Below are 25,915 nucleotides of genomic sequence, written 5' to 3'. Positions count from 1 at the left end.
CCCCTGCGCAATCCGGGCGCGCAGATATCGCGGCGGGGAAGCGCACGGTCAGGAATCCGGCGATGGATCGGGAACTTCACCCTCAAGGTAATCGGGCAGGCGGCCCGCCGGCACGATCCCCAGGAACGCGATCCCCGCCATCAGCAGCAGCCCGACCTTGAGCGCCCAGAGCCGCCCCTCGGTATTGATGAGCAGCGCCTTCGCACGTTGCTCGGGCGAGGCGGTGGTATCTGCCAGAACGGTTTCGAGATGGTCGTTGCTCACGAAGTTGATGTTGCCAAGGTCAAGCTCCGAGGCCACCTCCTCCGTCAGAATGGGGCTTCCGGCCAGGCGGGTCATGACAGTCGCACTGAGCAGCGCGACCAGCAACGCCCCGGCGACAGCCGTGCCCACGGCGCTGGCCAGATTGTTCGTCGTGCCGCGCAAGGCGCCCACATCGCCCGCCAGCGACGCGGGAGAAGCCGTGACCAGCACGTTGAACAGCAGCGTCACCAGCGCGCCCTGCCCTATTCCGAAAGCCACAAGCCCGATCAGCACCGGCCCCGAACTCCAGTCGTTACGTACCACGAAGGCCAGCCAAAGCAGCGCAGCGGTGCAGAAGCAAAAGCCCAATCGGCCGATCGTGCGCGGGGTAAGCCGCTTGTAGAAACGCACGACAAGGATCGCGGCGAAGAACACCGTCAGGTTGAACGGCAGCATCGCCACGGTTGTCGCCCAGGCCGAACGGCCCTGCACGATCTGGATGTAGAGCGGAATCGTGAAATTCAGCATCGCCTCCAGTGCGACCACCGCGAACATGGCGTAGACGGCAGCGCGCTCCAGCGGGGAATCGATGACGGCCAGCGCCAGCAAGGGCGTCTGCCCGGCCCGTTCCCGCCTGCGGGTCCAATGGAAGAACGTCTGGCCAAGCACCACACCCACAAGGATCAGGAACGGCGCCGGTGAGAGGCCCAGCACCGCAAACGGGGCATTGGGGGTCGCCATCACCGTGCCCCACCCGTTGAGATTGTTGAGGCCGAACGTGATCGATAGGATCGATGCAGCGGCAAGCACCACGCCGACGCCGTCGATCCGGATATCGGGATCGCCCTTGTCCTTGCGCAGGCGAAAACTCAGCAGGAAGATCACCACGGCAAGGATGACCATGAGCGCGAAAGCCGGGCGCCATCCGAAATTCGTGCCGAGAAAACCGCCGATCAGGAATGCGGAGACGCCCGCTCCCGCCCGTGCCGATCCCAACGTACCCAGCGCGGTTGCCTGTTGCACGCCCCGGTAATTCTCCGCGATCAGCGCCACCAGCGCGGGAACGAGTACCGCTGCCGCCGCCCCGCTGAGCGCCTGCGCGAAGATCATGAAACTGGCCGATGGGCTCAGCGTCATTACCAGTTGTGCCAGCCCGAACAGGATTACCATGGTGCGAAAAATGAGCACCGAGCCGAACCGCTGGTTGAGCTTCGCGCCCAGCATCACGAAACCGGCCACGATCGAGGAATACATGACGATCCCGGTCGCCACCGTGGTCGGTGGCACACCGAAGGATTCGACCATCCCGCCCATCGCGACGGGCAGCGACGCCACATTGTAGGACATCATCGCCTGCGCCAGCGCAATCGCGATCATGGGGACCCATGATCGCTTTTCGTCCCGATCGATCCTCGGCCGCGCGTCGGTCATATGCACTCCTTTGCTGCGAGAAACGAGACGAGCCCTAGTTTTCGGGCCCGGACGAAAGAAACAGGTCCATTCCAAGCTGCCCGGACAGATATTTCGCCGCGAGTTGGCCGCGCACGCTGTTTCCCGCCGGGTCCAGCAGCGGGGAGAATGTCCCGAGCCCGCCTTTGCCCGGCGAAACCGCCACGAGGCCGCCGCCGATGCCGCTCTTTCCCGGCAGGCCGATTTCGTAGAGCCAGTCTCCCGAGGTTTCGTAGAGCCCCGCCGTCGCCATCACGGCCAAAGTGTAATGGCACGTCATCTGGTCAACGACGCGCCTGCGGGTCACCGGATTGACACCCCCGTCGGCAAGCGTGGCGCCCATCACCGCGATGTCCCTCGCCGTAACATCGAGCGCGCACTGCATCGTGTAGATGTCCAGCGCCTCCATCGGATCGCAATAGACGCGCCCGTTGCTGTGCAGGAGCTGCGCGATGCCGCGATTGCGCAGATTGGTTTCGCGCGCGCAGGCCAGCACTTCGGCGTTCAGCGCAAGTTCCCGTCCGGCAAATGCCGAAAGGCCGTCCAGAACGAAGGCCCACTTCGCCTCCGCCGTGGCGCCGGGCACCAGACTGGTGGTGGCGATGGCGCCGGAATTGACCATCGGGTTGGTGCGTCCATCGACGTTCATGTCGAACGGCACTACCGAATTGAAGGGAAAGCCGGTCGCGTTCACGCCGATCCTGTCCCGCGCCGCCGCCGGTCCGATCTGCTGGCACACCAGGGCGAAGACGAACGGCTTGGAGACGCTCATGATCGTGAAGTCATGATCGGCATCGCCCACGGCGTGAACGGAGCCGTCGGTTCCCACCATGCAGAGACCAAACAATTCGCGGGGAACGCGTGCAAGCGCCGGATAAGTCTGCGAGCAGGCGCCATCGTCATTGTGCCGGAACAGGTCGTAAGACCGCTCGATCAGGCGCTGGACCTGCGACGAAGGAGGAAGGTGCCCGGTGGAAACAAACGGCGTGTCTGCCTCTTCCTCCATGGTATCGGATCCTGCCTGTGAACCGGGGACGGGTTCTGTCGGTATTCAGGGAATCGAGAACTTGGATCGTAGCGCCTGTCTGCCCGACGTGTACCTGCGATTTCTCGGCACATTGGCAGTATCTGGAACAGCTTATGCGAAATTGGCAGTCTTCGCACGGCCTAAAAGCAAGATCCGTCAGCCGTACCCGCGCGGCCCGACCATCGCCGCCACCCGCCCGGCAATCGCCAACGATGCGGTGAGCCCCGGCGATTCGATCCCGAACAGATTGATGAGGCCGGAAAGACCGTGAACCTCTTCGCCTTGCAGCACAAAATCCGCAGTTGCCATGCCGGGCCCGGCCAGCTTGGGGCGGATTCCGGCATAAGCGGGCTGCAAGCGTTCCTCCTCGACTTCCGGCCAGATCCGGCGAGCCGCCGCAAGGAATTCCGGTTTCAGCGCTGGGTCGACAGTATAGTCGATCGCATCGACCCAATGGATGTCCGGACCGAACCGCGCCTGTCCGCCAAGGTCCAGCGTGAAATGGGTGCCGAGGCTGGCTGGCCCCGGGACCGGATAAATCAGCCGCGTGAACGGAACCCGTCCGGAATAGGAGAAATAGCAGCCCTTGGCGAGAAACTGTGGCGGGACCAGCGCCGGATCGAGCGCTTCGATCGTCCGCGCCAGCGCCTGCGCGCCCAGCCCGGCGGCATTGACGAGGATCGGCGCCGATAGCCGCGTGTCGCCGATTTCGACGACCCAATGCGAGCCGACCCGGGCCACGTCGCTCACCGGCGCATCGCATACCAGCATCGCCCCGTGCGCTTCGGCCTCGCCCAGCAATGCCAGCATCAGTTCGTGCTGGTCGACGATGCCGCTCGACGGTGAGTGGATCGCCCCCGCGCAGTTCAGTTCCGGCTCGATCGCGCGGGCCTCTGCGGGGCTGAGCCGCACGAGATCGTCCACTCCCGCCGCCGCGCCGCGCGCCATCACGGCGTCGAGCGCGGGGAATTCCTCCTCGCTCGCGGCGATGATGAGCTTGCCGCAGCGCCGGTGCGCGACGCCGCGTTCCTCGCAAAAGTCGTAGAGAAGGCGGCGCCCCTCAACGCAGAGCGCCGCTTTCAAGGAACCATCGGGATAGTAGAGCCCGGCGTGGATCACGCCGCTGTTGCGCGAGGACGTAATCGTGCCGAACTGCCGCTCACGCTCAAGGATCATCACCTCGTGACCTGCAAGCGCAAGTGCCCGCGCGACCGCAAGACCGACCACCCCCGCCCCTACCACAATCGCGCCGACTTCATCCATCCGCCGACTTTAGGCCAAGTAGCGGAACATGAAACGCATTTTGCGAGCCATGCGGGAATTTCCGCCAATCAGGCGCCCGACTGGATGATCTTCCAGCCGTTTCCGGACGGATCACGGAAATTGGCATCGACATTGCCATAGCGCGCGATGGGTTCCTGCGTGAACTCGACGCCGCGCTCGCGCAGCCGCGCATAGGTCGCGCGGCAATCGTCGACCGCCATGACCAGAGGCGGCATCGCCCCCTTGGCCACCAGTTCGCACAGCGCCTGTGCCGTTGCCGGATCATGCATCGGCGCTTGCGGGCGGAAGAGGCCGAGTTGGAAGGACGGCTGCTCCGGATGCTGCACGGTCAGCCAGCGATAGTCGCCGTTGCGCTGATCTGTGTGGACCTGAAAACCCAGCTTGCCGACGTAGAATTCGTGGGCTTCGTCCTGATCGCGGACATATAGGCCGACTACTTGAATTGCATCGCTCATGGGACCTCCATTGCTTGAGACCCGGCTGACTTATCGCTGCATTCCTGCCTGCGCTTCTCCGAAACTGCTATGGTGAGATTCGGCCGGTGCGCCGCGCTGAGATAGCAGGCTGGAATGCGCCCGAAGCCCTCCAGCGCGGCCTGTTCGCGGATCCGGAAGGCGCCCGGGCTCTCCCCCACGACATCGCGGAAAGTGCGCCCGAAAGTGCCGAGACTGTTCCAGCCCGTCTCGAAGGCAATCGCGGTAACGGCCAGATCGGTGTCACGGAGCAAGGCCTTGGCCCGTTCGATCCGCCGGGTCAGCAGGTAGCGGTGCGGCGGCATGCCGAAGGCCTGCCGGAACGAGCGCGCGAAATGGGCCTCCGACACGCCGCTGACGCTGGCGAGCCTCTGGATTGGCCAATCCTCGTGCGACAGGGCATCCATGCCGTCCTTCGCACGCAGGAGTCGGCGCAGCAGCAAGGCGTGGTAGTTGGCGGAGGCAGGGCGCGCGCCTGTGGGGTGGTCGGATGCCATGCACCCAACCTAGCCGTCTAACGGGATCGGGCCAATACTGGCGGAAGCTGCACGCCGCTCAGGCTGATCAGGCCTGTTCGGCTTCCTCGACCGAGAAGAAGCGCTGGATCACGTCGCGGGCAAGGCGCGCGGGACGCTTGGTGTCTGCATCGATGCAGCACCAGCTCGACTTGACTTCGGCCAGCACTTCCTCGCCGCGACGGATCACGGTTTCGTAGAAAGCGCGCGCCCCCTGCACCTTTTCAAGGAGCACAGTGGCAATCACGTCATCTTCGAGGAAGGCGGGCCTGCGGTAGGTGATCTCGTGTTTGATCGCGACCCACAAGTGCTGGGCGATCGCCTCAGCCGGGGCGATGGCGCGCCAATGATCCAGCACCGCCGCCTGCACCCATTTCAGGTAGCTAGCATTGTTGACATGACCCATGAAGTCGATGTCGTCGGGATCGATGCCGATCGGGAAGCGGTAGGGAATCGCGTAGTTCACCTATACGTCAATAGCACCTCGGCGATGCGCGAGATAGCGGCATTTGGAGGTAATCCCTCCGCCCTTCAGGAAGCCGCGCCGACCCGTGCCGGCGCGGCCTGAAATCAGGCAATAATCGCCGCGATACCCGCGCGCGCGATCTGCGCGTCCTGGTGCGACTTGACGCCCGACACGCCCACGGCGCCGACGAAATCCCCGTCGACGACGATCGGCACCGCGCCTTCCAGCAGCGCCTCCAGCGAGGGAGCCGACAGCATCGCCACGCGGCCATCGGCGACCATCTGTTCGTAATTCCCCGAATCGCGGCGGCCCATGATCGAGGTAACGGCCTTGCTGGGCGCCATGTGCGCGGTGCTGGCGGAAGCGCCGTCCATCCGCAGCAGGCCTAGCGGGTGGCCTCCGTCGTCGACCACGGCGATGGTCACGGCCCAGCCATTGGCCTGGGCCTCAGCCTCGGCGGCGGCCAGGATCGCCTTGACGTCGGCGGCTTCAAGACTGTGTTTGGTTTTCATGCTATCCGTTTCCATTCCGGGCGCGGGCCCTGCGGCCCGGCGCATCTGTGATGAGGCAGCCGGCTCTTAGCACTGCGCGCGCGCCATTCCAGAACGATTGCGTTCGCTTCGCCGCGCGCCCGCGATGCAGCATCGCAATTGGCGCGCTCGATCACCGGCTGCCGCTGCGCGCGAAGCCCCCGGTGAGCACGCGGTTGAACTGCTCGGCGACGGGCGCCAGATCGCCCGGCTGTTCACCCAGCCATTGCTGCATGGCCACCGCGAACATCATGCCGAAGCCCGCCAGCCCGACGAATTCCGGGTCCACGCCCTCCTTCACCAGCGGTTCGAGCACGGCCCCGCGCTTGCGGATGAGCGGCTCGATGTGATCGCGGTAGAGCCGCCGCCCGCGCTCCAGATCGGAAAACAGCGCGGTCACGAGCAGCGGCAGCGTTTCCTGCATCGCCGCGAGATGCTGCATGGTGGCAGGCTGTGCCAGTTTGCCCATCTCCTCGGGCGTTTCTGCCGCCTGATAGACCTCGACCCGGCCCTGCACGACACGCAGTGCCTCGATCAACGGTTGCAGCACAGCTTCCTCGAACAGCTTCTCCTTGGTGGGGAAGTGTTTGAACAGGGTGGCCTGATTGACGCCCGCAGCCTCGGCAATGTCGCGCGTGCGGGCGCCGGCAAAGCTTGATCGGACGAAGGCCTCCCGCGCTGCGGCGATGATCTCCTGACGGCGCTCGGTGCCGGGCCGGTAGACCCTGCGTGGCGGCAATGGCGCAGCCTGGGTCTCGGTATCGCCGGGGAAGGAGGGCGGCATCAGGTATCCTGTCAGACAAGCAAATTGACTGGCGCGGCGATAGCAAACGACCTCTGCCAAAACAAGCAACCAGTCACTTGCTTTCGTTCGGATGACGCGTCACCAATCGTGCAAAGCCCCCAACGGGCGGCACGATGATGGAGTGATGCATGACGACGGCCACGATCGATACGCCCGTCAAGGGCGCGCTGTTCACCGGCGGCGCGACCACCGACTGGGGCAAGGCGCGCTTCGAATTGCTCGTGGTCGAGGATGCACAGTTCCGTGACGCTCTGCCTCGCGCTGCGGTCACCGACGCGAAGCGGCAACCGGGTCTGCGGCTCGCCCAGGTCGTGCAGACCGTCATGGAGGGCTATGCCGACCGCCCCGCCATCGGCCAGCGGGCGCGGGAATTCGTAACGGACGCTTCCAGCGGACGCACCTCCGCCCGAATTCTCGGCCATTTCGAAACCTGCACTTTCGGCGAACTATGGTCTCGGGTGAAAGCAACCGCGACGGACTGGCACCATCATGCCGGGCATCCGGTGAAACCGGGCGACTTCGTGGCCATCCTTGGCTTCGCCAGCGCGGACTATGCCACGCTCGCGCTGGCGAACATCCATCTCGGCGCCGTCAACGTGCCCTTGCAGGCGACCGCTCCAGCCAGCCAGCATGCCGACATCATTGCCGAGACGGAGCCGAGCGTGCTTGCCACAGGCATCGAATATATCGACTCCGCCGTTGAGGCGGTGTTGTCCGGCACTGTTCCCCCGCGCCTGATCGTGTTCGACTACGAGCCGCGAGACGACACCCAGCGCGAGCGCTTCGAAGCCGCTCGCGAGCGGCTGAAGGCCGCCGCTTGCCCGATCGCGGTCGATACGCTGCAAGACGTGATCGCACGCGGCCGCTCGCTGCCCGAAGTGCCGCTCCACGTCTCGGAGCAGGACGATCCGCTGACCTGGCTGTTCTATACGTCCGGCACCACCGGCACGCCCAAGGGCGCGATGATCGCCGAGCAGACGATCCGCAACACCTGGCTCTACGCGGCGGAAAAGCCCTCGATCACGCTCAGCTTCATGCCGATGAGCCACATGGTCGGCTATGGCTATCTCTTCCTCGCGCTCGCGAACGGCGGCACGAGCTTCTGTTCGCCCAAGAGCGATCTTTCGACCCTGTTCGAGGATCTCGCCATGGCGCGCCCGACGATGGCCTCGCTGGTCCCGCGCGTGTGCGAAATGCTCTACCAGCACTATCTCGGAGAAGTGGACCGCCGCATCGCCAAGGGCGCTGACGAGGCCGCCGCGCAGCAGGAGGTCAAGCTGGAGATGCGCGAAAAGCTGCTGGGCGGCCGCTTGCTCTCGGTCGGCTGCGGCTCGGCGGTACTGTCGCCCGAAGTGCACCAGTTCATGCTGTCGATGCTCGGCATCCATATGGCCATCGGCTATTCCTCCACCGAAATGGCGACGGCGACCGTGCTGGTGGACGGCAGGATCCAGCGCCCGCCCGTGATCGACTACAAGCTCGCCGATGTGCCGGAACTGGGATATTTCACGACCGACAAGCCCTATCCGCGCGGCGAATTCCTGGTGAAGATCGCCAAGTTCATGGACGGCTATTACAAGCGCCCCGATCTCACGGCGGAAAAGTTCACCGAGGACGGCTTCTACCGTTCGGGCGACGTGATGGCACTGACCGGACCGGACCAGCTGATCTATCTTGACCGCGTGAACAACGTGCAGAAGTTGTCGCAAGGCGAATTCGTGGCCATCGCGCGGCTGGAGGCGCTCTACACGCAGAGCCCGCCGATCCGGCAGATATACGTCTACGGCAGCAGCGACCGTGCTTTCCTGCTGGCGGTCGCAGTGCCGTCGGCGGAACTGATGACCCAATATGTCCAAGGCGGCGAGGCGGCCGATCGGGTCAAGGCCGCAATCCGCCGCGCCCTGCAGGAAGTTGCCGAGGAGCACGGTCTTGCCAGCTACGAAGTCCCGCGCGACTTCCTGATCGAGACTGAGCCGTTCAGCTCCGAAAACGGATTGCTCACCGGCATTGGCAAGTTCAGCCGCCCCAAGTTCAAGGATCGCTACGGCGCGCGCCTTGAAGCTGTCTATGCGCAGATCGCGCAGGATCAGGTCAGCGAGCTGCGGGCACTGCGCAACGGGAGCACGGATCGCCCGGTGATCGAAACGGTCGCCCGCGCCGTGAAGGCCACGCTGGGCGTCGCGGAAACGGATGTGACGCCGCAGTCCCGCTTCACCGACCTAGGCGGGGATTCGCTTTCCGCCCTCTCCTTCTCGATGCTGCTGGAGGAGATCTTCGGCGTCGAGGTGCCGGTGGGCGTCATCATCAATCCCGCCGGCGACTTGCGCCTGATCGCCGACTACGTGGAAGCGTTGCGATCGGGCAGCACGCGCCCGAGCTTCTCGACGGTCCACGCGGCGGACGGCACCACGATCCATGCCGCCGACTTCAAGCTGGAGAAGTTCATCCCGGCCGAGATGCTCGCCGCCGCCCCCCGCCTTCCGGCCCCGGCCGAGACTGTCCGGACCGTGCTGCTGACAGGCTCAACCGGCTTCCTCGGCCGCTTTCAGGCGATTTCCTGGCTGGAGCGCATGGCGAAGACCGGCGGCAGGCTGATCCTTGTCGCGCGCGGCGCCAATCACGCACAGGCCTTGCAGCGGGTAGAGGAAGCGCTGGACAGCGATCCCGCGCTGCTTCGCCATTTCCGGGCGCTGGCTAAGGACCATCTCGAAGTGCTGCCGGGCGATCTGGGACTGCCCGGCCTCGGTCTGGACGAGGCGACATGGAACCGCCTTGCCGAAACCGTGGACCTCATCGCCCACACCGCCGCGCATGTAAACCATGTGCTGCCCTACAACCAGCTGTTCACTGCCAATGTCGGCGGCACGGCGGAACTGATCCGTCTGGCCCTGACGCACCGCCTCAAGCATTTCGACTATGTCTCGACGCTCGGCGTGATGGCGTTGGCCGGGCGGCCGGTGGGCGAGGACGGCGATATTCGCGAGGCGATCCCCACGGCCGAACTCAGTGACGACTATGCCAATGGCTACAACATCAGCAAATGGGCCGGCGAAGTGCTGCTGCGCGAGGCGCATGACCTGTGTTCCTTGCCGGTCAGCGTTTTCCGCCCCGGCATGATCCTCGCGCACAGCCGCTATGTTGGCCAGCTCAATGTGCCCGACATGTTCACGCGCCTGCTCTACAGCCTCGCGATCACCGGCGTCGCGCCCGCGACGTTCTATGCCGAGAACCTCTCGGGCGGGCGTCCCGTCGCGCGGTACGAGGGCATCGCGGTGGACCTGCTGGCGGATGCGATCACGGCCATCGGCCTTGCCAACCGGAAAGGCTTCCACGCCTACAACCTCGCCAATCCGCATGACGACGGGGTGTCGCTCGATACTTTCGTGGACTGGATGATCGAGGCGGGCTGCGAAATCGAGCGGATCGACAGCTATGCCGACTGGCTCTCGCGCTTCGAAACGGCGATGAACGCCTTGCCGGAGGAAGCGCGGCACCAGTCCTTGCTCGCGATCATGGAGCCCTACCGGCGTCCGCAGGCGGCGGTGGCAAAGTCCTTCGTGCCGGTCGAACGCTTCCAGAGCGCGTCCGAAGCGGCGGGTCATGCAATCCCGGGCATTTCGGCCGGGCTCATCCACAAATATGTCGATGATCTCAAGCAGATCGGCTTCCTGAAGTGAGCGGCGCGTCCGTTCTCTGCGCGGTCGTGGACGGCGTTCACACCATCACGCTCAACCGGCCGGAGAAGCTGAACGCGCTGACAAGCGAGATGTTCGCCGCGCTCGACGAGCACCTCCGGCACGGCATCGAAGGCGCAGCATGCGTCCACCTCAAGGCCAATGGCCGCAGCTTTTGCGCGGGGCATGATCTCGACGATCTTGCGGCCACCGAAAGCTACGAGGTGGAGCGCTCTGCCAACGACGTGATCGAACGGCTCGCCGGCCTGCCGGTGCCCGTCGTCGCCTCGGTTCAGGGGCATTGCTTTACGGGCGGGCTGGAACTGGCGCTGGCGGCGGACATCATCATCGCTGCCGAAACGGCCGAGTTTGCAGACACGCACAGCAAGTGGGACCTCGTGCCGATCTGGGGCCTGACCCAGCGGCTCCCTCGCCGCGTCGGTTCACACAAGGCGATGGAACTGATGTTCACCGGACGGCGGTGTCGCGGCCCGGAAGCGGAGGCCATCGGGCTCGCCAACCGCTGCGTTCCCGATGGGGAGTTGGAGCAGCACGCCAGCGCACTGTGCCAATCGATCCTTGCCAACAGCGCGCGTTCGAACCGCGCTATCAAGAAGCTGGTGCTGGAGACCGACGGCATGTCCCTCTCGCAGGGGCTTGCGTGGGAACTGCACCGGACAGAGGGGCACGGCCCCGACTTTCAGGCGAATCTGGCCGCTAGAAGGGCCTGAGGCCGTCTGCGATCATCGCGCCCCACGACGGTAACTCCCACACTTTGCCCGCGTTCGCCCGGTCCTGTGCTTCCTGACACGGTTTCCCCCCGGCAAATCGAAGTGTGCTGACTGACACAATCTCATGACACATAACGGGCGCTCTGCGGCGGCTCGCCGTAATCAATGAGGGCGGGCCGCGCATCGGCGGTCACGGAAGGATGATCGGACATGAATTTCACCCCACCTCCCGGCAAGATTGAAACCGGGCGGCGCCACTTCCTTGGCCTTGCTTCCACGGCCATGGCCGCCGCCGCCTTCCCGGCCATATCTTCGGCCGCCGTCCCGGCAGCGGCGCCTGACGCCGCCAGCATCGGCGGATCGTTCGGCCCCGTCAGGCAGATCGATGCCGGGCCGTTGAATATCGGCTATGTCGAAATGGGCCCGGCCAAGGGTAGCCCGGTGCTGTTGTTCCACGGCTGGCCTTACGACATCCACGCCTTCGCGGACTCCGCGCATATTCTGGCGGCCAAGGGCTACCGCGTGATCGTGCCCCACTTGCGCGGCCATGGCACCACCCGGTTCCTTTCCGCCACGGCCTCGCGCAACGGCCAGCAGGCCGCCATCGCGGCGGACGGCATCGCGCTGATGGACGCGCTGGGCATCAAGCGGGCGCTGGTCGCCGGGTTCGACTGGGGCGCGCGCACCGTCAACATCATGGCCGCGCTCTGGCCAGAGCGCTGCAAGGCGATGGTCTCCGTCAGCGGCTACCTGATCGGCAGCCCCGCCGTGAACGCCAAGCCGCTGCCGCCCAAGGCAGAGCTGCAATGGTGGTACCAGTTCTACTTCGCGACCGAACGCGGCCGTGCCGGCTATGCAGCCAATACCGAAGACTTCGCGCGGCTGATCTGGCAGACGGCCTCGCCCCGCTGGAACTTCGACGACGAGACGTTCCACCGCACGACGGCCTCTTTCGCCAATCCCGACCACGTCGATGTCGTGATCCACAACTACCGCTGGCGCCTCGGGCTCGCGGATGGCGAGCGTCAGTACGACGCCGACGAGGCGAAACTGGCGGCAGGTCCGGTCATCACGATCCCGACGATCACCATGGAAGGCGACGCCAACGGCGCCCCCCACCCCGATCCCGCCGCCTATGCCGCCAAGTTCAAGGGGCCTTACGCCTTCCGCCTCATCAGTGGCGGCATCGGCCACAACCTGCCGCAGGAAGCGCCCGAGGCTTTCGCGCAGGCCGTGATCGACGTGGACAAGATGTAATGCCGCGCATCTCGCGAATGGTGCTTGTCGGCAGCAGCGCGCTGCTCGCTGCCGTTCTTGCGGTTCAGGCCGGTGCGGAAGGTTCCGCGCCGGTCTCCCCGATCTACGGTGTCGCGCTTCCCAAAGGATACCGGAGCTGGGAGCTGATCGCCCCCGCGCAGGAAGCCCCGCCGCTGGACGAACTGCGCACGACGCTTGGAAACCCCACGGCCATGAAAGCCTATCGCGCCGGGACACAGCCCTTCCCCGATGGCACGGTGCTGGTGAAACTGGCGTGGAAGCACGTCCAGTCGCCCGAGTTTGCCCCCGCCTCGATCCCGGGCGCGGCGACGACGGTGCAGGTCATGGTCAAGGATTCGAAGCGCTATGCTGCCACCGGCGGCTGGGGATTCGGCCGCTTCGTGAACGGTCAGCCGGTAGACGCCGCGCAGCATCAGACCTGCTGGTCCTGCCACCAGTCCCGTGCCGCCGGTCACGACTTCGTGTTCACCCGCTACGCGCCCTGATCGTGGAGCGAAAGCCCCGCGACGCGGGTCAAGACCGCCTTCGCCCGGCCATAGAATTGGTTTGCGGCAGGATGCCTCTTGCCAGCGGCGCGGGCGCTTGACGCCGCAATGTCAATTAAATAGGTTGAGAAACAGGACGAGGGGATACTGGCTCGTCTCAATCACGCTCCCATTTCGGCGAGCACATCGTCCAGTCCGCGGCTTTTGATCGGGAAGCAGCTTGCTCCGCGTTACCAACGGCTAAAGCGCGCGACGCCAAGGCGACATCGCCAGGCTTCGTGTTCCCCAGCACATAGGGGTGATGCGATGCGTATCGGCTTTTAGAAATGACGCGTGCCTGCGGGGCCAGATCCCGTTCAGGCCGCAGGCGCTCGATTACCCCCCGTATTCCGTCAGCCCGGAGCAGATCACGGCATGACCATTGAAATTCGCAAGCACGGCCGCGTCGGCGCAGAAGTTCTCGGCATCGACCTCGCTCGTCCCATTCCCGACGAAGACTTCGCGCTCGTCCGCAGCGCATTCGCCGAGCACGGCGTGGTGTTCTTCCGCGACCAGTCGATCACCGAGCCACAGCACATCGCCTTCGCCCGGCGCTGGGGCGCGATCAACATCAACCGCTTCTTTGCCGCGCATCCGGACTACCCGGAAATCGCGCTGGTGGTGAAGGAGCCCGACCAGCAGCACAATATCGGCGGCGGCTGGCATACCGATCATTCCTACGACCTTGAACCCGCGCTCGGATCGATCCTGGCGGCGCGGGAATTGCCGCCAGAGGGCGGCGCGACGGCGTTCGCCTCGATGTATGCCGCCTACGACGGCTTGCCGGAACCGCTCCGGGCCCGGATCGAAGGCCGCCGCGCGGTCCATTCCGCGCGCCATATCTTCGGCAGCAAGGCCGTAGCCTACGAAGCCTTGCAGGACACCCGCAGCGATGGCCGCATCGGCAATTCCTCGGCGGCGGACGTGCTGGACGATCCCGTGCATCCGGTTGTCATCACCCACCCGCTCAGCGGCAAGCGCGCGATCTACGTCAATCCGAGTTTCACGCTCCACATCCTCGGGCTTGCCGAGGAGGAATCGCGCGATCTGCTTCAGGAGATCTACGCGCACTGCCAGAAGCCGGAGTTTCAGGAAGACTTCCACTGGCGCGACGGTTCCATCGCCTTCTGGGACAACCGCGCCACCTGGCACTATGCCTACAACGACTACCACGGTCACCGCCGCGAAATGCACCGCATCACCATCGAAGGCGTAGCGTTGGGATAGCCATCATGAGCGCGCGAGAGGAACCACAAGGCATCATCGATACGGGCGCATCCGGCACGCATGCCGGTAGCGGATCGGAGGACGATTTCTGGCACGTGGGCGATATCGTCCGGGAGCTTGCCGATATCCGGCAGGACTGGCGCTCGGTGAACACCCAGCATGCCGAGCACGGCGTGGAGGGCTTCCCCTCCCGCGTGCGTGTCGCCAAACTGGCGGACGAGCTGTGCGGGGCACTGTTCCCCTTGCGGCTCGGCCCCGATTTCGTGCGGCGCCATAACGAGGAGACTTTCGTCACCCAATCCTTGCAGATCGCGCTGAGCCGTCTGCAGGCGCAGCTTCGGCTCGAACTGGCCTATTCCAGCACGCAGGACCGCCAGGCGGACGAGATCGTGCTGGCCTTTTCCCGCCAGCTTCCGGCGATCCGCCGGATGCTCGATCTCGATCTGGAGGCGGCCTATGCGGGCGATCCTTCGGCGCGCAGTCTGGACGAAGTGCTGATCTGCTATCCGGGCCTGCTGGCGATCATCCATTACCGGCTCGCCCATGCGCTCCACGGGCTGGGCGCGCCTCTGGTCGCGCGCATCCTGACCGAGATCGCGCATGGCACCACCGGGATCGATATCCATCCGGCCGCGCAGATCGGCCGGGGGTTCTTCATCGATCATGGTACCGGGGTGGTGATCGGAGAGACTGCCGTGGTGGGTGACAACGTGCGCATCTACCAAGGCGTGACATTGGGCGCCAAGGCCTACGCGCCGGACGGTTCGGTCGCCGCCGCCAAGGCCAGCCCGCGCCATCCGATCGTCGAGGACGATGTGGTGATCTATGCCGGGGCGACGATCCTTGGCCGCATCACCATCGGCAAGGGCTCGGAGATCGGCGGCAATGTCTGGCTGACGCACGGCGTGCCGCCGCACAGCATGGTCTATCAGGCCCGCGAGCACGTGGTCACCGGCAAGACCCCGGCGCTCAAGGGAGATCCGCTCAACTGATAGCTTGGCAATGCAATTCGCGGGGGAAGTCTGGCCGGCTGCTCCCGCTCTGGTTCGAAGTTACCGGCCCGCGGCATTTGATCGGGATGCAGCTTGCTCCGCGTCACCAACAGCTAAAGCGCACGATGCCCGGGCGACAGCGCCAGCGTCGTGAATTCCCTCCATGGATGAGGTGAACGATGCGCATGATGTCTATCCTTAGCTGACGAGCAGCGCCCGGCCGGAGCCATTCCGCCTGCCGCACTGCACTCCCGCGCCTCCCCTTCTCCATCACCGATTCCGAAACCGGAGCGCCTTTTCGTGCGCGCCGGACACAACCTCACGCGACAAACCCGAAGGATACTCCATGCGAATTTTCACCCGCGCGGCGCTGCTGCTCGCCGCCAGCGCCCTTTCTTCCGGCGGTCTGACTTCCGCCGCCGCGGCGCAGGACGGTGCCGCCCCCGCAGCCTCGATCGGCGGGCCCCAGACGTTCACCGGCCGGATCGGCCTGACCCGCGCCGATTCCGCGCCTGCCTTCCCCGCGCAGCCGCAGGCTCCGAAGGGCGCGCCCAATGTGCTGCTGGTGCTGCTCGACGATGCGGGCTTTGCCGCAACGTCCGCGTTCGGCGGCGTCCCGCGTACTCCGGCGCTGGAAAAGCTGGCGGCGCGGGGCGTTCGCTATAACAGCTTCAACACCACCGCGATCTGCTCGCCCACCCGCGCCGCCCTGCTGACCGGGCGCAACCACCACGAGGTCGGCTTCGGCAACCTTGCGGACATCGCTGCCGGGTTCCCGGCCTACAACTCGATCTGGAACCCCGATACCGCCTCGGTCGCCCGCATCCTGCAAGGCAACGGCTATTCGACCGCCGCTTTCGGCAAGTGGCACAACACGCCCAAGTGGGAGATTTCGGCGGCGGGTCCGTTCAACCACTGGCCCACCGGCCTCGGTTTCGATCACTTCTACGGCTTCATGGCCGGTGACGACAACCAGTGGGAGCCGCACCTCTTCAACGACACCACGCAAGTTCCCGCCGCCACCACGCCCGAGCAGGGCTATCATTTCACCACCGACCTGGTGAACAAGGCCGTCGGCTGGGTGGACGATCACGAGGCGGTCGCCCCGCAGAAGCCCTATTTCCTCTATTTCGCGACCGGCGCGGTACACACGCCGCACCACGTGCCGGAGGAATGGATAGACCGCAACAAGGGCCGCTTCGATCAGGGCTGGGACAAGTACCGCGAGGAAACCTTCGCGCGCCAGAAGAAGCTGGGCATCATTCCCGCCGACGCCAAGCTGACGCCGCGCCCCGAAGGCATTCCCGCGTGGTCTAGCCTGTCGGCAGATCAGAAGAAGGTCTATTCGCGCCAGATGGAGGTCTTTTCGGCCTTCATGGAGCAGACCGACTACGAAGTGGGCCGCCTGATCGACACGCTGCGCGCGCGTCCCGGTGGCGACAACCTGATGGTGATCTACGTCGTGGGCGACAATGGCGGCAGCGCCGAGGGCGGCCTCGACGGCAGCATCGGCAACGAGGCCACCGCCAATGGCGACATTCCCAAGGGCATCGACCCGCAACTGGCGCAGCTCCAGAAGCTGGGCGGGCCGGACTTGTCCAACCACTATTCCGCCGGCTGGGCCTGGGCGACGACCACGCCGTTCCAGTGGATGAAGCAAGTCGCCTCGCACTTCGGCGGCACGCGCAATCCGCTGGTGATCTCGTGGCCGGGCCATACCAGCGATCCGGCGCACATACGCGGCCAGTTCGGCCACGTAAACGACATCGCGCCGACCATCCTCGACGCTGCGCACATCTCGTTCCCCAGTGAAGTGGACGGGGTGAGGCAGATCCCGTTCGAAGGGCACAGTCTGGTCGCGACGTTCACCAACGCCAAGGCGCCGGAAACGCATACCGAGCAGTATTTCGAAATCTTCGGCAACCGGGCGATCTACAAGGATGGCTGGATCGCGGCCGCCAAGCGCAACTACCAGCCGTGGAACCTGCTCCACGACCTTCCCAAGGTGTTCAACGATGATACCGCGAACGACCGCTGGGAACTCTACGACGTTGCGCATGACTACAGCGAAGCCAACGACCTTGCCGCCAAGTACCCGGAAAAGCTGGCCGAACTGAAGGCTGAGTTCGTCAAGGAGGGCCAGCGCAACGGCGTGTTTCCGCTGGTCCCGCTGCCTGTCGGCGCCCCGGCGCTACTCGATCCGACGCGCAAGAGCTTCGTGTTCCAGCCGGACATTTCCGGCCTGCCGCTCAATGCCCTGCCCGACCTCGGCAACCGGGCGCATAGCCTGACGGTAAAGATCGAGGGCGATGCCGGAAGCGCGTCGGGCGTGCTGGTGGCCGAAGGCGGGCGGCTTGGCGGCTTCGTGCTCTATGTGAAGGACGGCCATCTCGCGTTCGAGAACAACGCCTATGGCCAGCGCCGCGATACCGTGGTTTCGACCGCTACTCTGCCACAAGGCCCGGTGACGGTGGGCTACGACTATGTGCCCGTGCCGAGATCGGGCGGCCCCGCGCTGTTCCCGGCGCCCGGTGCGGGCACGATCCGGCTGCTGATCGACGGCAAGCCGGTGGGCGAGGCGAAGATCACCGACTTCCCGACCTCGCCTGCCGCGTTCAGCGAGACGTTCGATATCGGGCAGGACCGCAACTCGCAGGTGAGCCGGGAGGCCGATGCCCGCAAGCCGTTCAGCGCGAAGCTCGGCGAAACGCGGCTGGAGCTGAAGTAAGGAAAACCCTCGCGCGGCTGTTTGTCAGCCGTGCGAGGGTATTTTCAGGCCCGGATCAGTCTCAGGCGGGGTTCATCGCCACGTCGTAATCGGCGCAATAGTCCGCAAAGCGCTCGCGGATGGCTCCGGCGGTCAGGCCGTAATCGGCAAGGTCGTACGTGTGCTTGCCGAAGCGGTCCTTGGGCTTGGCCTCCATGTAATGCTGCATGTTGGCGGCGGCCTCGGCGCTCAGTTCATCGCCGAAGTGCGCATAGAGCTTGCGCATCGTGCCCAGTGGATCGCGGATCTGCTCGGTGTAGAGAATATCATGGATCGCATCGCGGCCATGACGCTGGCGGAAGGCATTCTGCCGGGCGATCATCACTTCGAACGTTTCGACCATGTCGCGGCCCAGCGCTTCACGGTCCACGGTATCGCTGAACATGCGGCGCACGTTCCAGACCAGACTGCACGCGGAGCCCACCACTTCCACCGGATCGCGGTGGGTCATCACCAGACAGGCGTCGGGATAGACCTCATGCAGCGCATCGAGATAAAGCGGATGCCACGGGTTCTTCAGCGTCCAGCGGCCCGGCGCGTTCGACTGGAGCAGTTGCAGCAGGCGCTTCTGATAGCGGAAAGCAGGCAGATAGTCCGCCTTGTCCAGGAACCAGCGGTGATAGCTGGGGATGTTGTACTGCGAATCAAACACTTGCGAAACCAGGCTGGGCGCCATCGAGAACTGGCACTCGCACGGGCTGTCGCCATCCTCGTGATGGATTGCCGAGATGTGCGGCATGACTTTCAGCGAGTGATCGATCTGCGCCTGCGCGGCTTCATAACGCGGGCCTGCGTGGAATTCCTCGGGCTTCGGCGGCGGCACGGAGGCGAAAGCCTCCCAACGCAGGAAGCAGCGGCGCGCGGGGTCCTCGTTGAGCAGGTTGATCGTCAGCGTCGTGCCCGTGCGCGGCAGGCCGAACACGAACGTGGGCCTTGTCACGGGCTGGTCGAGAATCTCGGGATGACGCGCCAGCCAGTCTTCCACCTGCATCCGGTTGGCAAGGTATTCGGTGACGTTGCGCGTGAAGACGGCAAGGCCCATCGGCGTCAGGTCCGCCTCCGTCTCCACCGCTTCGGTCAGGATCCGCAGCGGCTCGCGGATTTCCGCGTCATCCCAGGTGGTGTTTTCGGAACGCTCGCGCGCGCCGGTGATGATCGTATCGGCAAGTGACATCAGGGGCTCCCCCACTTGTTCTGTGAATTTGACGCTCCATTACCACGACAGTCGCCTCCGGCATTCCGACAGGGGCAATTCATCGATAGGGCGATTGAACCGCCGCCGGAGCGAAGACCGCGCTATCCGGCAATCGCGCCCGCGGCATTCATCCGCGCGAAATCAGATGCCCACCGTCAACGGCGAGACAGGCCCCGGTGACGTAAGAGGCCAGATCGCTCACCAGATAGACCACGGCGCCGACGATCTCCGCAGGCTCCCCGCCCCGGCCGAGTGGCTGGTTCTTTCGGGCGTGGTCGGCAAAGCCTTCGGAGCGAGACCATGCCTTGGTGCCGTCGGTATGGAACGGCCCGGGCATCACCGTATTGACGCGCACCGTGGGGCCATATTCCTTGGCAAAGCTTTCGGTCAGCGTGTTGAGCCCGGCCTTGGCGGCGGCATAGGGCGCGAAATAGGGCTCCGGCTTGCGCGATCCACTGGAACTGACGTTGACGATCGCCCCGCCCCCGCGCGCCACCATCTGCGCGCCGAACAGCGCCGAAAGCCGGAACGCCGAGCGCAGGTTGACCGCAAGGATGTGATCGAACGCGGCCTGAGAGGTTTCCAGCGAGGACGGTTCCACCGGCGACTTTCCGGCATTGTTCACCAGAATATCCGCCCCGCCCCAGCGCTCGGTCACTTCGGCGAAGAGGCGGTCACAATCGTCCCACGAGGCCGCATCGAAAGCATGGGCCGAGGCGCGGCCGCCCAGAGCCTCTATTTCCGCGACCAGCGCCTCACAGCTCTCCCGCTTGCGGCTCGCCACCGCAACTGCCGCACCGGCCTCTACCAGCCCGAGCGCGATCGCCCTGCCCAACCCCCGGCTGCCGCCGGTAACGACGGCGACGCGGCCGGTGAGATCCATCGTAATCGCCATGGCTCAAGCCGCCAGTTCACGCTCGATTTCAGCCAGTTCGGCGGCATAGCGGGCCTCTGCGTCGGCCGTGCGGCTGGGGATGTGCTCACTGGGAAACAGGCCTTGCGCCGGGGCGGTCTGCTTCAACAGCGCATTGGCGATCTGCACTTGATGCACTTCGGTCGGCCCGTCCGCCACGGATAGCATCGGCACGCCCATCCACATGCGCGCCAGCGGCGTCTCATGCGTGGTACCAAGCGCGCCGTGAAGGTGGACGGCCCGCCGCACGATGTCGTGGTAGACGCGCGCCATCGCCACTTTGGCCATGGCGATATGCATGCGCGCGGCGCCGTGCGGCTGGGTATCGATGATCCATGCGGCCTTCAGCACCAGGAGGCGGTACATCTCCAGTTCCAGCGCGCTGTCCGCGATCATCGCCTTAACCAGCTGGTGATCGCCAAGCTGGCGGCCCTGCGTGCGGCGGGAGACCGCGCGTTCCTGCATCATCTCCAGCGCGCGCTGGCACTGGCCGACCACGCGCATGGCATGGTGGATGCGCCCGCCGCCCAGCCGGGCCTGCGCCAGCTTGAAGCCCTGCCCCGGCCCGCCCAGCATGGCATCGAGCGGCACGCGCACCTTGTCGAACCGCAGATAGGCGTGATGGCCGTGATCGACCGGATCGTTCATCCCCGCCACGTCCCGGATATCGACCAGCCCCGGCGTGTCCGAGGGGATCAGGAACATCGACATCCGCTCATGCGGCGCGTTTTCGGGATTGGTGACGACCATCGCGATCACGAAGGAGGACACCTTGAAGTTGGAGGCGTACCACTTCTCACCCTCGATCACCCATTCCTCGCCCTCTCGCCAGGCGCGGCAGGTGAATTCCTTGGGATCGGCGCCCGCCTGCGGCTCGGTCATCGCGTAAGTCGAGAAGATTTCGCCATCGAGCAGCGGCTGCAGATAGCGCGCCTTCTGCTCGGGCGTGCCGAACATGGCCAGGATTTCGGCATTGCCGGTATCGGGCGCCGCGCAGCCGAAGATCACCGGACCCCACGATGTGCGGCCAAGGATTTCGTTCATCAGCGCCAGCTTCACCTGCCCATAGCCCTTGCCGCCCAGTTCCGGCGTCAGGTGGCAGGCCCAGAGCCCTTGGGCCTTCACTTGCGCCTGAAGCTTCTTCGCCATGGCGCGGGCCTTGCGGTTGCGGATGTTGAACTGCTCGCTGCCCTGCGGGAACAGCAGGTCCATCGCCTCCACTTCCTCGCGCACGAAGCGGTTCATCCAGTCGAGCTTTTCCTGAAATTCAGGATCGGTCGAGAAGTCCATGTGATCCTCATCCTCAAATGTCGTGACTGTGCTTGGCGGGTCTCAACCCGCGATGATCTGGCGCGCCTTGGTCATCAGCCAGGTGGCATAGCCGTGGACCGATTCCCCCACATTGGCGGGCACCTTTCCAGCCTTGGAAGCGGCGTATGTACCTTCTAGCAGGCAGGCGAGCTTGTAGCAGGCAAGCGCGAAGAACCACGGCATCTCGCTCATGTTCCGCCCGCTGAGCGTGCCGTAAAGTTCCACCAGTTCCCGACGCGACAGGAAGCCGTCCCAGGGCCGCACCATCGGCGCCTTGCCCTCGGGATCGCCGGTTTCCGACCAGCTGGACAGGATCCAGCCCAGATCGAGCAGCGGATCACCGAGCGAAACCAGTTCCCAATCAAGCACGCCGGAAATCTTCGGTGCCTTCAGCGAGAACATGACATTGGGAAACTGCATGTCGCCGTGGACCAGACCGATCCGGCGATCGGTCGGCAGGTTGTCGCCCAGCCAGCGGCCCACCTCATCGACATGCGGCAACTCGCCCGGATCGTAGCCCGGCGTTGCTGCATAGCCTTCAAGCTGGGATCTCCAGCGCTCGACCTGCCGTTCATGCCACAGGTCCGGCTTGCCAAGATCGGCAAGGCCCGCCGCGACATGATCGACCGCGCCCAGCGCCGCCGCCGCCTTGACCAGCTCCTCGCCCATAGCCCGCCGCCAGCCGGCATCGGTGGCATATTGCCCAGGCAACTCGCCCGACTGCGCAAAGCCTTCCAGCGGCTCCATCAGGAAGAAGCAGGCCCCGATCACATCCGGATCGGCGCAGGTCGCCAGCACGCGCGGATGCGGCACCGTGCTGCCTTCCAGCGCGGTCAGCACGCGTGCCTCGCGCAGCATGGTCTCGTTGCTCTTGGGCTTCAGGTGCTTGCCAGGGCGGCGCAGGATCAGGTCTTCGCCGCCCCGCGTAATCAGGAAAACACTGTTCTGAAGGCCGCCCGTAAGCTTGCGAACAGCCGTTACGGGGCCACTTCCCGGCACGTCCTGCGCCGCGATCCATTCGTTCAGGCGCGCCCAATCGATCTGGCCGCCGAAGTCGTCGAGCGCTTCGGCCATTTGCTCTGGCATGGCATCCTCCAGTGTTCTGTCTTGTTCGCCAGTCTGCGGATCGCGATGCCCTTCCGCAATCGGGTCGTGCATCCCGATCTGGACGCAAGGCGGATATTTAGCCAAATTGCGACGCGGTATTGGGACACGAAGAGCATGTACGAAGCAAGCGGAAGACGCGGACGATCAAGGGCGGTCGCCGACCTCAGCTTTTCCTCGGCAGAGGTCACCATCGTCCATGGCAGCCTCTCGAACGACGGAGAGTCGATGCTGGCCAGCGATCATGCGCTGCTCGACTTGTGCGTCACCCCGCGCCCCGCCAACGCGCAGGGCGCATTCGCGCATCACCGGTTCGAGAGGTTGGGCGATATCCTCTTCGTGCCGCCGGGCCATCCGCTCCAGATGCGCTGGGACGGAGCGGAAGTGCAGCATTCTATCCGCTGCGAATTGCGCGGACGGCTGGCGCAGCACCGCTTTGGAGAGCGTATGGAATGGACGGCCCCTCGCCTTTCCGCCGCGCTCGATATCGGCAGCCAGACCGTGCGCCTGCTGCTGCGCCGCCTTGCCGAGGAAGCGCGCACGCCGCGCCGGGATTCCAAGCTGCTGGTCGGCTCCATCGCGGCGCAACTAACGATCGAACTATGCCGCTATTTCGAGGAGATCGCCGAGGAAACCGCGCACGGCGGCCTTGCACCCTGGCGCCTGCGCGTGATCGACGAGCGGCTGGAACGCGAGGCCTTGCCGCCCTCGCTGGAGGAACTGGCCGCACTGTGCAGCGTCTCGGTCCGCCAGCTTACGCGGGGCTTTCTCGGCAGCCGGGGCTGCACGGTGGGGCAATATGTCCATCACCACCGGCTGGAAACGGTAAAGCGCCTGCTCGCGACGCAGGAGAGCATCAAACAAGTGGCCGATGCGGTGGGCTTCGCGTCGACCTCCAGCCTTGCCCATGCCTTCCGCCGCGCCACTGGCCTGACACCCCGTCAGTACCAGCAGCGCATCTGGCGGTCGCAGGAAGCGGCTCAGCCTTTGGTGGCCGTAAGCCCCGTACGGTAATCGGGCTGCGCGGGCTCACCGAAAGCGGCAAGAATCCGCTCCTGCCGCGCGCGCACGCCTTCGCGATAGTCGGGATGGGTGACAATATAGGGTTCGTCGTTCTCCACCGCCCGCACCACGGCGCGGCCGAGCCAGATCGCTTCCATCATGTTCGCCTCGATCGCGGCCCTGCGCGCGGGATCGCCGGCGCTCACCTTGCCAAGATCGGCTTCCGACATGCGGCTGCGCGTCAGCCCCGGGAACAGCGTGGAGACGCCGACGCCCTGAGGCGCAAGTTCGTCCCGCAGAGCGTCGGAAAGCGCCAGAACCGCGAACTTGCTGGCCGAATAGGCCGCAAAGCTGGCGAAAGGGCTCAGCCCGTTCATCGACGAGGTGTTGACGATATGCCCTTCTCCCCGCGCCGCCATGGCCGGGCCGAATGTCTGGATGCCGTTGTAGACGCCGGTCACGTTGATCGCCATGACCCGCTCGAATTCCTCGGGCGATACGTCGAAAAGCGGCTTGAAGCCGGTGGAAATGCCCGCGTTGTTGCAGAGCACGTCAACGGCGCCGAAGCGAGCCTCCGCCTCCACGCGTGCCGCCTCCCAGCCTTCCAGCGACCGCACGTCGAGCGGCAGTGTGAAGACCTCGACATCACTGGGGAGTTTGGCAGCTTCCTCCTGCGCGAAGCCATGGTCGATATCGGCCAGCACGATGCGCGCGCCGCGTTCGGCGAAGGCCTGCGCCATGCCGCCACCGATCCCGCCACCACCGCCGGTGATAAAGACGGTCTTGCCCTGAAGGTTCTTCATGCCGCTGTTCTCCTGTCGGTCGCGGATCGGGTGATGTGCAGCCGATCACGCAAGGGTGCGCTCTTGATTTCGTCCGGCCCCTGGATTTCAACCGCCAATGCGACGTGGGCCAGCGAATACATCAGGTCCATCAACCGGCGCTCCTGCGGTGCGAGGTCCGCCATTGCGCGGCCGTCGAGCGCGGCCAGCGCAGAATCGAGCAGCGGCGCGGCCGCCGCGAAGAACGCCGCGCGCTGCTCGGGACTGGAGGCGGAGCGCATCGCCGCACGCTCGGCGGTGGTGGCAAGCGCCCATGTTGCCACGAAAGGTTCCAGCGCTTCGAAGCCGGAAGGAAGCTGCGCGCTCATATCGTCTCTCCCGTTTCGCGCGCATAGTCGCGGACGCGCTCGTTCACGCTGTTGAACAGGTGGCGGCACAGCGCCTCCATGTGCTGGAAATGGATATGGCTGATCGCGCCGCTTTCCAGCCCGCGCTGGCCGCGTTCGATCATGTCGATATCCTCGGCATGGATGTCGCGGATCTGGCAGAGCGAATATTCGCGCGCAAAGCTCTCGCTGGCATCGGCGTCCTCGCCCGACCAATAGACCCGCACCACCCCGCGCGAGCGGTTGGCCGCAATCGGATAGACCGTGTGCGAGAACGGCTGCGTCGGCGTGCCGATGATGAAGATGTTGGGGAAGAACGCGAGATAATCGCGCCCGTGCGGCAGATCGAGCAGCCCCCGGCGCATCAGCGCGGGAATGCCCTTCATCGAGGCTTGCCGCTGGAACGGCTTGAGATCCGGCGCGGGGTTCGACCAGATCCGCTGTGTGCGATGCGGCCCGCAGAAGCCGACACTCGCGGGATAGCCGAACTGGTTGTCCGCCCCGATCGCCGCACCGCCCGAGCGTGGGTGGATGAAGCGCAAATGATAATTTTCCTGGAAATTGTCGTACGTCAGCTTCCAGTTTGCGTCGATCTCGTACGTGTACTCGCTGAAAGTCGTGGCACGGGCGACGGGCATGGCCTCAAGCCGCTCCGCATAGTCGCCCAGCCATTCGTGCAAGGGCTGCGCCTGCGGATCGAAGTTCACGAACAGCATGCGGCCGCATTCCGCAAGGCTAACCTGCGGCAGCGCGCAGTCTTTCTTTTCGAGATGGAACGCCTCGAAATCGGGTGCGGACAGCAGTGCACCGTCGGTGCCGAACGTCCACATGTGGTAGGGGCAACTGAACTTCGCCTGCCGCCCTGCCGCTTCGGCCACAAGCTGGGTGCCGCGATGGGTGCAGACGTTGTGAAACGCCCGTATCACACCGTCGCGCCCACGCACGATCAGCAGCGAGGCTTTGGCAAATTCAAGTTCCCGGCGCACGAAACTGCCGGATTCCGGCAGCTCGCAAACGTGGCCGACGTGGATCCAGCTCTTGAGGAAAACCGCCTTGCGCTCAAGCTCGAACCACGCGGGGTCATAATAAGGGGCGGCCGGAACGGGATCCGTTCCAAGCCATGCCACGTCATCGGCCGGAATAGGCCGATAGGCTGGTGCTGCCACATTCACAGGTCGATTCCTCTCGGTTCTTGTTTGCCACGTTTCTAACGCGGAACCGATTCGATTCTCAACAC

General features: G+C 65.1%; 23 protein-coding genes. 8 read left to right on the top strand and 15 right to left on the bottom strand.

Annotation, left to right across the window (positions count from 1 at the left end):
- Window positions 1-48 precede the first annotated feature (48 nt).
- From EDF56_RS07165 to EDF56_RS07130, 8 genes are all read right to left on the bottom strand, one after another.
- Window positions 49-1,674, bottom strand: coding sequence for an MFS transporter (locus tag EDF56_RS07165; RefSeq protein ID WP_207904652.1), 1,626 nt, complete (start codon window positions 1,672-1,674; stop codon window positions 49-51).
- Window positions 1,675-1,708: 34 nt separating this feature from the next.
- A complete protein-coding gene (gene glsA / locus EDF56_RS07160; protein ID WP_132386054.1) occupies window positions 1,709-2,698 on the bottom strand; it encodes a glutaminase A in 990 nt (329 codons plus the stop codon).
- Between the two features lie 177 nt (window positions 2,699-2,875).
- Window positions 2,876-3,982 (bottom strand): NAD(P)/FAD-dependent oxidoreductase, encoded by a 1,107-nt coding sequence (locus tag EDF56_RS07155; RefSeq protein ID WP_132386053.1) that lies wholly within the window; start codon window positions 3,980-3,982, stop codon window positions 2,876-2,878.
- A gap of 68 nt (window positions 3,983-4,050) precedes the next feature.
- Window positions 4,051-4,458, bottom strand: coding sequence for a VOC family protein (locus EDF56_RS07150; protein WP_132386052.1), 408 nt, complete (start codon window positions 4,456-4,458; stop codon window positions 4,051-4,053).
- Complete coding sequence (locus EDF56_RS07145; RefSeq protein ID WP_132386051.1) at window positions 4,455-4,973, bottom strand: helix-turn-helix transcriptional regulator; 519 nt, start codon at window positions 4,971-4,973, stop codon at window positions 4,455-4,457. The genes EDF56_RS07150 and EDF56_RS07145 overlap by 4 nt, the downstream gene beginning before the upstream one ends.
- A gap of 67 nt (window positions 4,974-5,040) precedes the next feature.
- Window positions 5,041-5,457, bottom strand: coding sequence for a thioesterase family protein (locus EDF56_RS07140; protein WP_132386050.1), 417 nt, complete (start codon window positions 5,455-5,457; stop codon window positions 5,041-5,043).
- Window positions 5,458-5,561: 104 nt separating this feature from the next.
- The gene (locus EDF56_RS07135; protein WP_132386049.1) at window positions 5,562-5,969 is read right to left on the bottom strand and encodes a heme-binding protein; all 408 of its coding nucleotides are present in this window, start codon (window positions 5,967-5,969) and stop codon (window positions 5,562-5,564) included.
- A gap of 151 nt (window positions 5,970-6,120) precedes the next feature.
- Window positions 6,121-6,771, bottom strand: coding sequence for a TetR/AcrR family transcriptional regulator (locus EDF56_RS07130; protein ID WP_132386048.1), 651 nt, complete (start codon window positions 6,769-6,771; stop codon window positions 6,121-6,123).
- Window positions 6,772-6,920: 149 nt separating this feature from the next.
- On the opposite strand from EDF56_RS07130, the gene car reads away from it, so the two are divergent.
- The 7 genes from car (at window position 6,921) to EDF56_RS07095 (ending at window position 17,946) form a co-directional block, all read left to right on the top strand.
- A complete protein-coding gene (gene car / locus EDF56_RS07125) occupies window positions 6,921-10,469 on the top strand; it encodes a carboxylic acid reductase (protein ID WP_132386047.1) in 3,549 nt (1,182 codons plus the stop codon).
- Window positions 10,466-11,197 (top strand): enoyl-CoA hydratase/isomerase family protein, encoded by a 732-nt coding sequence (locus EDF56_RS07120; protein ID WP_207904651.1) that lies wholly within the window; start codon window positions 10,466-10,468, stop codon window positions 11,195-11,197. Before car ends, EDF56_RS07120 begins: the two co-directional genes overlap by 4 nt.
- 210 nt (window positions 11,198-11,407) lie before the next feature.
- Window positions 11,408-12,454 (top strand): alpha/beta hydrolase, encoded by a 1,047-nt coding sequence (locus EDF56_RS07115; RefSeq protein WP_243652445.1) that lies wholly within the window; start codon window positions 11,408-11,410, stop codon window positions 12,452-12,454.
- Complete coding sequence (locus EDF56_RS07110; protein ID WP_132386046.1) at window positions 12,454-12,960, top strand: cytochrome P460 family protein; 507 nt, start codon at window positions 12,454-12,456, stop codon at window positions 12,958-12,960. Before EDF56_RS07115 ends, EDF56_RS07110 begins: the two co-directional genes overlap by 1 nt.
- Window positions 12,961-13,374: 414 nt before the next feature.
- Window positions 13,375-14,226 carry a TauD/TfdA family dioxygenase gene (locus tag EDF56_RS07105; protein WP_132386045.1) on the top strand — a complete coding sequence of 284 codons (852 nt, stop codon included), beginning with the start codon at window positions 13,375-13,377 and terminating at the stop codon, window positions 14,224-14,226.
- A gap of 5 nt (window positions 14,227-14,231) precedes the next feature.
- Complete coding sequence (gene epsC / locus EDF56_RS07100) at window positions 14,232-15,218, top strand: serine O-acetyltransferase EpsC (protein WP_132386044.1); 987 nt, start codon at window positions 14,232-14,234, stop codon at window positions 15,216-15,218.
- 346 nt (window positions 15,219-15,564) lie between these two features.
- Complete coding sequence (locus EDF56_RS07095) at window positions 15,565-17,946, top strand: arylsulfatase (protein WP_132386043.1); 2,382 nt, start codon at window positions 15,565-15,567, stop codon at window positions 17,944-17,946.
- 61 nt (window positions 17,947-18,007) lie between these two features.
- Here the strand turns inward: EDF56_RS07095 and EDF56_RS07090 are convergent, their stop codons facing one another.
- From EDF56_RS07090 to EDF56_RS07075, 4 genes are all read right to left on the bottom strand, one after another.
- Window positions 18,008-19,159 (bottom strand): sulfotransferase, encoded by a 1,152-nt coding sequence (locus tag EDF56_RS07090; protein ID WP_132386042.1) that lies wholly within the window; start codon window positions 19,157-19,159, stop codon window positions 18,008-18,010.
- Between the two features lie 148 nt (window positions 19,160-19,307).
- Complete coding sequence (locus tag EDF56_RS07085; protein ID WP_132386041.1) at window positions 19,308-20,075, bottom strand: glucose 1-dehydrogenase; 768 nt, start codon at window positions 20,073-20,075, stop codon at window positions 19,308-19,310.
- A gap of 3 nt (window positions 20,076-20,078) precedes the next feature.
- On the bottom strand, window positions 20,079-21,383 hold the full coding sequence (locus EDF56_RS07080) for an acyl-CoA dehydrogenase family protein (protein WP_132386040.1): 1,305 nt from the start codon (window positions 21,381-21,383) through the stop codon (window positions 20,079-20,081).
- 42 nt (window positions 21,384-21,425) lie between these two features.
- On the bottom strand, window positions 21,426-22,490 hold the full coding sequence (locus EDF56_RS07075) for a phosphotransferase family protein (protein ID WP_207904650.1): 1,065 nt from the start codon (window positions 22,488-22,490) through the stop codon (window positions 21,426-21,428).
- A 135-nt stretch (window positions 22,491-22,625) separates the two neighbouring features.
- Between EDF56_RS07075 and EDF56_RS07070 the strand changes: the two genes are divergently transcribed.
- The gene (locus tag EDF56_RS07070) at window positions 22,626-23,522 is read left to right on the top strand and encodes an AraC family transcriptional regulator (protein WP_165912121.1); all 897 of its coding nucleotides are present in this window, start codon (window positions 22,626-22,628) and stop codon (window positions 23,520-23,522) included.
- Here the strand turns inward: EDF56_RS07070 and EDF56_RS07065 are convergent.
- Genes EDF56_RS07065 through EDF56_RS07055 form a run of 3 tightly spaced genes read right to left on the bottom strand, consistent with a single transcriptional unit; the run spans window position 23,489 to window position 25,844 of the window.
- Window positions 23,489-24,313, bottom strand: a complete 825-nt coding sequence (locus tag EDF56_RS07065; RefSeq protein ID WP_132386038.1) for an SDR family oxidoreductase — start codon at window positions 24,311-24,313, stop codon at window positions 23,489-23,491. The genes EDF56_RS07070 and EDF56_RS07065 overlap by 34 nt on opposite strands.
- The gene (locus EDF56_RS07060) at window positions 24,310-24,660 is read right to left on the bottom strand and encodes a hypothetical protein (protein WP_132386037.1); all 351 of its coding nucleotides are present in this window, start codon (window positions 24,658-24,660) and stop codon (window positions 24,310-24,312) included. The genes EDF56_RS07065 and EDF56_RS07060 overlap by 4 nt, the downstream gene beginning before the upstream one ends.
- Window positions 24,657-25,844, bottom strand: coding sequence for an aromatic ring-hydroxylating dioxygenase subunit alpha (locus EDF56_RS07055; RefSeq protein ID WP_243652444.1), 1,188 nt, complete (start codon window positions 25,842-25,844; stop codon window positions 24,657-24,659). The genes EDF56_RS07060 and EDF56_RS07055 overlap by 4 nt, the downstream gene beginning before the upstream one ends.
- Window positions 25,845-25,915: the final 71 nt, after the last annotated feature.

Source organism: Novosphingobium sp. PhB165, from assembly GCF_004341845.1.
Lineage (GTDB): Bacteria > Pseudomonadota > Alphaproteobacteria > Sphingomonadales > Sphingomonadaceae > Novosphingobium.
This window is presented reverse-complemented; position numbering and strand designations above follow the sequence as displayed.